The organism is Mycobacterium sp., assembly GCF_032161845.1.
In the GTDB taxonomy this organism is placed as follows: domain Bacteria; phylum Actinomycetota; class Actinomycetes; order Mycobacteriales; family Mycobacteriaceae; genus Mycobacterium.
This window is the reverse complement of sequence record NZ_JAVRQA010000400.1, coordinates 1-7,485: the sequence shown is the minus strand read 5'-3', so window position 1 is coordinate 7,485 and position 7,485 is coordinate 1. Positions and strand designations below refer to the sequence as shown.

General features: G+C 66.9%; 9 protein-coding genes. 3 read left to right on the top strand and 6 right to left on the bottom strand.

Features of this window, described 5'->3' with window-relative positions; translation table 11 throughout:
- Both QOD90_RS21625 and QOD90_RS21620 read right to left on the bottom strand, forming a co-directional pair.
- The coding region (locus QOD90_RS21625; protein ID WP_526352884.1) for a phosphotransferase at positions 1-299 on the bottom strand (299 nt) is incomplete at its 3' end.
- A 9-nt stretch (positions 300-308) separates the two neighbouring features.
- The gene (locus QOD90_RS21620) at positions 309-908 is read right to left on the bottom strand and encodes a histidine phosphatase family protein (protein ID WP_526352882.1); all 600 of its coding nucleotides are present in this window, start codon (positions 906-908) and stop codon (positions 309-311) included.
- A 53-nt stretch (positions 909-961) separates the two neighbouring features.
- Here QOD90_RS21620 and QOD90_RS21615 point away from each other — a divergent pair, with 53 nt between their 5' ends.
- Positions 962-1,723, top strand: coding sequence for an SDR family NAD(P)-dependent oxidoreductase (locus QOD90_RS21615; RefSeq protein WP_526352886.1), 762 nt, complete (start codon positions 962-964; stop codon positions 1,721-1,723).
- Between the two features lie 76 nt (positions 1,724-1,799).
- On the opposite strand, the gene QOD90_RS21610 is transcribed toward QOD90_RS21615, so the two are convergent.
- Both QOD90_RS21610 and QOD90_RS21605 read right to left on the bottom strand, forming a co-directional pair.
- Positions 1,800-3,677: an alkyl/aryl-sulfatase gene (locus QOD90_RS21610; protein ID WP_526352880.1), complete on the bottom strand. Its 1,878-nt coding sequence runs from the start codon at positions 3,675-3,677 to the stop codon at positions 1,800-1,802.
- A 285-nt stretch (positions 3,678-3,962) separates the two neighbouring features.
- The gene (locus tag QOD90_RS21605) at positions 3,963-4,142 is read right to left on the bottom strand and encodes a DUF6131 family protein (protein ID WP_526352878.1); all 180 of its coding nucleotides are present in this window, start codon (positions 4,140-4,142) and stop codon (positions 3,963-3,965) included.
- A 104-nt stretch (positions 4,143-4,246) separates the two neighbouring features.
- Here QOD90_RS21605 and QOD90_RS21600 point away from each other — a divergent pair, with 104 nt between their 5' ends.
- Both QOD90_RS21600 and QOD90_RS21595 read left to right on the top strand, forming a co-directional pair.
- The gene (locus tag QOD90_RS21600) at positions 4,247-4,915 is read left to right on the top strand and encodes a helix-turn-helix transcriptional regulator (protein ID WP_526352876.1); all 669 of its coding nucleotides are present in this window, start codon (positions 4,247-4,249) and stop codon (positions 4,913-4,915) included.
- A 283-nt stretch (positions 4,916-5,198) separates the two neighbouring features.
- On the top strand, positions 5,199-6,512 hold the full coding sequence (locus QOD90_RS21595) for an amino acid permease (protein ID WP_526352874.1): 1,314 nt from the start codon (positions 5,199-5,201) through the stop codon (positions 6,510-6,512).
- Positions 6,513-6,519: 7 nt separating this feature from the next.
- Here QOD90_RS21595 and QOD90_RS21590 read toward each other — a convergent pair whose 3' ends face one another.
- Together QOD90_RS21590 and QOD90_RS21585 are read right to left on the bottom strand one after the other, a co-directional pair.
- Complete coding sequence (locus QOD90_RS21590; RefSeq protein WP_526352872.1) at positions 6,520-7,014, bottom strand: LppP/LprE family lipoprotein; 495 nt, start codon at positions 7,012-7,014, stop codon at positions 6,520-6,522.
- A gap of 84 nt (positions 7,015-7,098) precedes the next feature.
- A partial coding sequence (locus QOD90_RS21585; RefSeq protein WP_526352871.1) for a metallophosphoesterase family protein occupies positions 7,099-7,485 on the bottom strand: 387 nt, incomplete at its 5' end.

The following is a 7,485-nucleotide window of genomic DNA, read 5'->3' as shown; positions in this document are numbered from 1 at the left end:
ACGGAGTCGTCGTTGCGCATCGTCACCGGGTGCGCGACGGGCACCGGGGTGTCCTCCAGCGCGGCCACCACCTTGTACTCGCGGGCCATGTCGTGAGCCGACGGTGTCAGCCCGTGCAGCGGGGGACGCCGGAGCACCCACTTGGAGGCGTCGTCGAATACCAGGAACGTCAGGTTGGACCGTCCGCCGGCAATGAGTTCACCGCGCAGGTCACCTTGGCGTGCGACGCCGATCGACCGCAGGTGTCGGTCCAGTGCGCCGAGGTCGAGACCGTCCAAGGGGTTCGCTTGCGTTGTCACCGGACTTGTCTACCACCGCTGGTTTCGCGGCAGCAGGTCCCATACGTGCTCGGTGCCGTTGATCGACGCGATGCCGAGGCCTCCGTGGCGGGACTTCAGCAGTCGGGTCACGCCCGCGTAGTCCACCTGGACGCACAACAGCCGTTCGGTCCTCATGACGGTGTGCACCAGCGCGTTGATCACGCCGCCGTGGCTGAACACCGCCACGGTCTCGTCGTGCTCGGCGGCCGCGACGACGTCGTCGATGCCCGCCGTGACCCGTGCGATGAAGGCGTCCTCGTCCACCGCGCCAGGGAGATGACCGTCCACCAGCCGCTGCAGATCCTCCTTCGAGGCCTCCTCGATCGGGGTGTAGTGGGGCAGGTCGCGGTCGTACTCGGCGAGGCGCTCGTCGATCTCGATCGGAAGGCCCAGTGCGTCCGACACCGGCCGGCCCGTCTGCACGGCCCTGCGCTGCGGGCTGCTCACCAGCCGGGTGATGGGGAAGCGTTTCAGCGCGTCGGGCAGGCGTTCGGCCTGTTGGATGCCGTCGGCGGACAGGTCGGGGTCCGAACCCTGACCGACCTCGCTGCGGAGTGGTAGCGCATGTCGGACCAATAGCAGTTGCACCGTGACACCATATGGCTCCTGCGCACATTGGCTCGAGGATGGGGACCGGTCACATGGGTTATGCCGACGAGCTGTTCGACCTGACCGACCGCGTCGTGCTCGTCACCGGAGGCAGCCGCGGGCTGGGACGCGAGATGGCCCTCGGTGCGGCCCGATGTGGTGCCGACGTCGTGATCGCCAGCCGCAATCTCGAATCATGTGTCGTGACCGCGGAGGAGATCTCGGCGACGACGGGGCGTGCCGCCTTTCCCTACCAGGTGCACGTCGGGCGGTGGGATCAGCTCGACGGACTGGTCGAGGCCACCTACGACCGATTCGGCAAGGTCGACGTGCTGATCAACAACGCCGGCATGTCCCCGCTCTACGAGTCGCTGACCTCGGTGAGCGAGCAGCTGTTCGACGCCGTCGTGAACTTGAACTTCAAAGGCCCGTTCCGACTTTCGGCGTTGGTGGGCGCACGCATGGTGGCAGCCGGCGGCGGGTCGATCATCAACGTCAGCTCCGCCGGCTCGCTGCGACCAGCGCCCGACATGCTGCCCTACGCCGCCGCCAAGGCAGGCCTGAACGCCCTGACCGAAGGGCTGGCGAAGGCCTACGGCCCGACGGTCCGCGTCAACACGTTGATGGCGGGCCCCTTCCTGACCGACGTCAGCAAGGCGTGGGACCTGGACGGCGCCGAGAACCCGTTCCGGCACCTGGCGCTGGGGCGCGCCGGGCAGCCTCCCGAAATCATCGGCGCCGCAATGTTCTTGGCGTCGGACGCGTCGAGCTTCACGACGGGGTCGATTCTGCGCGCCGACGGCGGCCTCCCCTGACCCCTGCCCCTTTCGCGATTTGTGTGCGGAAACCCGCGCGGAGCGCGGTCGAACGCACACAAATCGCGCTAGGGGGCTAGGGGGTGATGATGTTGAAGCTGGGGTCCGGCCGGTCGAGCACGCCGAGCAATGTCGACATCGCAGTGGCGTCGCCGGCCATCTCGACGCCGGGCGAGGTGGTGTCCCCCGTCGCAAACATCAACAGCCGCAGCTTGTTCGCCACCGTGACCGTCGCGGTTGCGGTCGCCGCGTCGGCGGCCACCCTGCGGTACACCAGCACCCCGTTGCGCAGCGTCAATCGATAGTTGGCGCCCAGGTCGTCGAAGGTGATGTCGATGGCGAGGTCGAGATCCCAGGCCTTGGGTCCATTGATGCTGATCGCAAAGCTGTCGAACATCTGCTCTGGCGTCAACTGCGACACCAGCGACAGTGACGTGGTCTGAACGGGCGTGCCGAAGTTGCCGTCGCGCAGCTCGGTGGCACCGGCGAGGAAGAAGTTGCGCCACGTCGCGTTCTCCGCGCCGTACGCCAGCTGCTCCAGAGTGTCGGCGTACAGCTCCTTCGCAGCGGCATGGCTCTCGTCGGTGAAGATGGCGTGGTCCAGTAACGTTGCCGCCCAGCGGAAGTCACCGCCATCGAAGGCCGTCCCAGCGAGCTCGACGACCCGGTCGACACCGCCCATCGCCTCGACGTACCGCGGCCCGATCGCTTCAGGAGGGTGGGCCCACAAACGCGCCGGGTTGCCGTCGAACCAGCCCATGTAACGCTGATAGACGGCCTTGACGTTGTGGCTGACCGAACCGTAGTAGCCGTGCGTATGCCAGGCCGCGTGCAGGGCAGGCGGCATGGCAAAGGTCTCGGCGATCTCGATGCCCGTGTGCCCCTGGTTGATCAACCGCAGCGTCTGGTCGTGCAGGTACGCATACAGATCTCTTTGCAGAGAAAGGAATTCGACGATGCGGTCCTCACCCCAGGTCGGCCAGTGGTGCGAGGCGAACACGACGTCGGTCCGGTCGGTGAACTTGTCGATCGCCTCGGTGAGGTAGCCCGACCAGCCATGGGGGTCGCGCACCAGCGCGCCGCGCAGCGTCAACAGGTTGTGCAGGTTGTGGGTGGCGTTCTCGGCCATGCACAACGCCCGGTAGCGCGGGAAGTAGAAGTGCATCTCGGCGGGCGCCTCGGTGCCCGGCGCCATCTGGAATTCGATCTCGATGCCGTCGACGGTGTGCGTCTCCCCCGTGGTCGCGATGTCGACGGTCGGCACGATGATGGCGACCTCGCCCGTGGACGGCGTCTGCCCGAGCCCGCAGCCGACCTGCCCCTGCGGCCCACGGGCCAGCACGGTGCCGTACATGTAGGCCGCGCGCCGCGTCATCGCGGTGCCCGCGTAGACGTTCTCCTGCACCGCATGTTCGATGAAGCCCTCCGGCGCGATGACCGCCACGGTGCCTGCGTCGACGTCGGCCTGTGTCGTGACCCCGAGCACGCCGCCGAAGTGGTCGACGTGGCTGTGGGTGTAGATGACTGCCACGACGGGTCGGTCGCCGCGATGAGCGCGGTACAGACCCAACGCGGCAGCGGCCGTCTCGGTGGACACCAGCGGGTCGATGACGATGACGCCCGTGTCACCCTCGATGAAGCTGACGTTGGACAGGTCGAGGCCGCGGACCTGATACACGCCGTCGACCACTTCGTAGAGCCCCTGCTTGGCCGCCAGCGTCGACTGGCGCCACAGGCTGGGGTGCACCGAGGTGGGCGCTTCGCCGGTCAGGAATCCGTAGACGTCGTTGTCCCACACCACCCGTCCGTCGGCGGCCTTGATCACGCACGGCTCAAGCGCCGCGATGAACCCGCGGTCGGCGTCGGCGAAGTCGCGGGTGTCGGCGAACGGAAAGCCGTCGAGGTGTTCGGCGTGGGCTGACTCGATGACCGCGGTGGGCGGCTTCTGATCCATCTGGCCGACACTGCCATCCGAGCATCCGCTGCGGGCCAATCGACACCGTATTCACCAAACTGAGTGCGTCACCACGACGCTGGGGGGGTACGAGGTCGACTGGAGCGGCTGCTAATGATCGCGCTGGCTGTGTGCGGCCATCGGCATCGTGCTGCGCCAGCGTGCGACCCGCGCAGTTCCTGCCGAGCAGTGGCCGGCCCCGCGAAGGCCACAACCGCCCACCGGTGCCGGCCTTGCGGTGGTGGCTGCGACCGTCGCGCTCGGCCGCAGCTCAGCCACCCCTGATCAGTAGTAGTGGCGCCGGCCGCCGACCGCGCGCCCCCTCGATCCCAGCAGCGCCAGGATCACGCCGACGACGAGGAGAATGATCCCAACGACCAAGAGAACGTGCGCGAACGCGAAGGTCGGGATGAGGGCGGGGAGGATGAGCCCGAGGACGATGAGGACGATTCCGAGAACGATCATGGTGAGCCCTTCGTGATGATTGGCCGAGCGGCGCTCGACGCTGACACCAGTAAAGGACCCTTTAGGGGGTTGCGGTACACCCCTATGGCGGTAATCGTTGACGTGTGTCCCCCGCGCCGAACCGTCCCATCACCGTGGCACTCGTCGATGACTACGACGTGGTGCTGATGGGTGTGGCCAAGATGTTCGACCGCTACCGCGACCGCGTGGTGGTCGCCGAGATCGACGCGACCGCGGCCGTCGACGACGTCGTCGACATCGCGCTCTATGACTCGTTCGCCCAACCCGAGTCCGATCACCACGAGATCGGCGTTCTGGTAGCCAATCCGCGCGCACGCCGCGTCGTGGTCTACACGTGGAACTTTCATCCAGACCTCATCGAGAGTGCCAAACAGCACGGGGCACACGGATATCTGTCGAAGACGCTGACCGCCCGCGAGTTGGTCGCTGCACTCGAGGCCGTCCATGCCGGCGAGATGGTGGTCAGTGACGTTCCGACGCGGGGACGCAGCGCCGTCGGGACCGACTGGCCAGGCCGTGGCGAAGGGCTGAGCGATCGCGAATCCGAGATTCTTGCCCTGATCACCCAGGGCAAGAGCAACGCCGAAGTCGCGGCCCTGACTTATCTCAGCCCCAATACGGTGAAGTCCTACATTCGCACGATTTACCGAAAGATCAACGTGGGCAGCCGAACCCAAGCCGTCCTCTGGGGTGTCAAGCATGGCTTCACCCCGGATCACCACCGCATCGAACATTGGCGGGGCGGTCCATAGGCGCGGACTGAAGCACGCCGCGGGTTCGGCTCGAATTTCGGGTGTATCCCTAGAAGGCTGCGCCGTACCACGGCGGCGACAGGACGGAGCAGGGCGAGCAGATCACCGATCACCTGGACGCGGCGCAGCGCGATTCTCGCCTGTTCGGCTTTCCGATTGCCTTGCTCTATAAGTACATGGACGACCAAGGCGCAGGCTGAGCGTGAGGCGGCTGAACAATCACTTGTGTTGACTCGCCTGCCATTACGCCAAATAGCAGACTCGGTGTGCGAAGCTGACCTCGATGAGCACTCCGCGTCCGACCGGCTCGATCACCGTGTCGAGTGCGACCGCGATCGGCGTCGGCGGAATGATGGGCGCCGGCCTGTACACGCTGCTGGGGCTGGCCTCGACCACCGCTGGGGTGTGGTTGCCCGTGGCGTTCCTCGTCGGTGGCTTCGTGTCGGTGTTCAGCGTCTACTCGTATGCGAAGCTGGGCGCCAAGTATCCGAGCCGTGGTGGCGCCGCCCAGTTCCTGATCCAATGCTTCGGGGACGGCGTCATTGCGGGCGGGCTCAACGTGTTTCAGTTCCTGGGCTGGATCATCGCCATGGCCCTGTACTGCGCGGGATTCGCGGGTTACGTCCGCGCGCTGTTGCCGTGGGAGACGCCGGCCTGGTCGGGCAAGGTCATCGGCATCGTGCTGATCGTCTCGATCGTGCTGATCAACATGGTCGGCTCCAAGTTGGTGGGGCGTTCCGAGTTGTTCGTCGTCAGCCTCGAATTGGCGATCCTCGCGGTGTTCGCCGTGTTCGGGCTGATGAAGGCCGACCCCGCCCGGCTATCGGTAGGCGTCAATCAGCACTGGCTCGGCATCCTGTTCGCGGCAGGACTGCTGTACGTCACGTACGAGGGTTTCGGTGTGGTCACCAATTCCGCTGGTGACATGAAGAACCCCGCCAAGGAGTTGCCGCGCGCGATGTTCGCCGCCCTCGGCATCGTGGTGGTGGTCTACGTGGTGATCAGCACCATCGTGGTGATGACGCTCAGCCTGCCGTCGATGGCCGCCGACCAAGGCCACGTGCTCTCCGAGGCGGGCGCCGCCGCGCTTGGGCACGTCGGGTTCGTCGTCATCGGCGTCGCCGCCCTGCTGGCCACCGCGTCGGGGGTCAACGCGACGATGTTCGGCGACGCAAACCTGGCGTTCATGGTGGCGAAATCAGGTGAGCTACCAAGGGATTTCACCCGCGGAGTGTGGCGCGGCGGCAACGTCGGTCTGCTGGTCGCGGCGGGGTTGACGGCGCTGTTCGTGGTGTCCTTCCCGCTGGCGGCGGTCGGCTCGATGGCCAGCCTCGCCTTTCTGATCGTGTACGGCGCCGTCAGCGCGGGGCACTTGCGCGTGTATCGCGACACCGGCGCCAAGCGGTGGCTGCTGGTGCTCGCCGTCGTCCTGAACGCCGCCCTGTTCGTGCTGCTGCTGGGGTACACCATCCACACCGGGCCGGCGAGCACGTGGATCACGCTGCTGGCGGTGCTGATCTTGAGCTTCGTGTTCGAGTGGGCGTACCGATCGCGTACCGGTCGGACGCTGAAGGTGCCGACGTCGCCCCCATCCTGATTCGACGTCAGGGACTCGGCGGCGCCGGATCCAGCATCCACACGCGATCGAACTGCCACTGGTAGCGCACCACGTGCACGGGCCCCTGGCACGCCGTGCACACATTGCGGCCGTCCTTATAGTCGAGCACCACCACACCGTCGTTGGTGCCTGCCGTGTCGAGCGAGGTGAACGGGTAGGCCTGCGGTGTCGCGGGGCCGACGTACTCGCCGTTGTGGAACAGCAGCGCCTGCTCGGGCGAACTACCCGTCGCGCCCTGCACGGTGACCAGGGCCGTCGACAGCGCCGCGCACGGATCGAAGTTGCCGCCGTACGGGTTCGGATCCCATGGCGCGTCCAACCCGGCGACGGGGGGCACCGATCGCACCGCCTGCGCGATCTGCGGCGCACCGAGGTTTACCCCACACTGCGATCCCGGCGGCGCCGCAGCCGAGGGAGTCGCCGAGGCCAGTGCGAACGCCGAGCCGAAGACCGCAAGCAATGCCGACAGACCACGGATCATGACCAAGCACTCCCTCTGTCGCGACGGTCCCGCGGTTACCCAGCACCGGCGACCGGTAAACCCAGCGACCCCGCCTGCCGGCCATCAGACCCGATGCAGCTCGACGTCGGAGAGGACCGCGCCGTCGACGGTGGCCGTCAGGTACGTGCAGAACGGTTGCCTGCGCCGGTCGGTGGGTGACCCAGGGTTCAGCAGCCGCAGACCCGTGGCGGCGGTGGTGTCCCACGGAATGTGGCTGTGCCCGAACACCAGAACGTCGGTATCGGGGTACAGCTTGGCCATCCGCTGGTCGCGGCCCGCGGACGCGCCCGTCTCGTGCACGACCGTGAAGCGCACTCCTTCGAGTTCCACGTCGGCGCGTTCGGGGAGCCGTCGCCGCAATTCTTCGCCGTCGTTGTTGCCCCAGCAGCCCACCAGCCGCGTGGCCCTGGCCTCGAGCTCGTCGAGAAGCGCAGGCTCCACCCAGTCGCC

Bases quoted from the DNA above. Each gene is read 5' to 3' on its own strand.
- QOD90_RS21615 (WP_526352886.1), top strand. From the start codon at position 962: ATGGGTTATGCCGACGAGCTGTTCGACCTGACCGACCGCGTCGTGCTC.
- QOD90_RS21610 (WP_526352880.1), bottom strand. From the start codon at position 3,677: ATGGATCAGAAGCCGCCCACCGCGGTCATCGAGTCAGCCCACGCCGAA.
- QOD90_RS21605 (WP_526352878.1), bottom strand. From the start codon at position 4,142: ATGATCGTTCTCGGAATCGTCCTCATCGTCCTCGGGCTCATCCTCCCC.
- QOD90_RS21595 (WP_526352874.1), top strand. From the start codon at position 5,199: ATGAGCACTCCGCGTCCGACCGGCTCGATCACCGTGTCGAGTGCGACC.
- QOD90_RS21590 (WP_526352872.1), bottom strand. From the start codon at position 7,014: ATGATCCGTGGTCTGTCGGCATTGCTTGCGGTCTTCGGCTCGGCGTTC.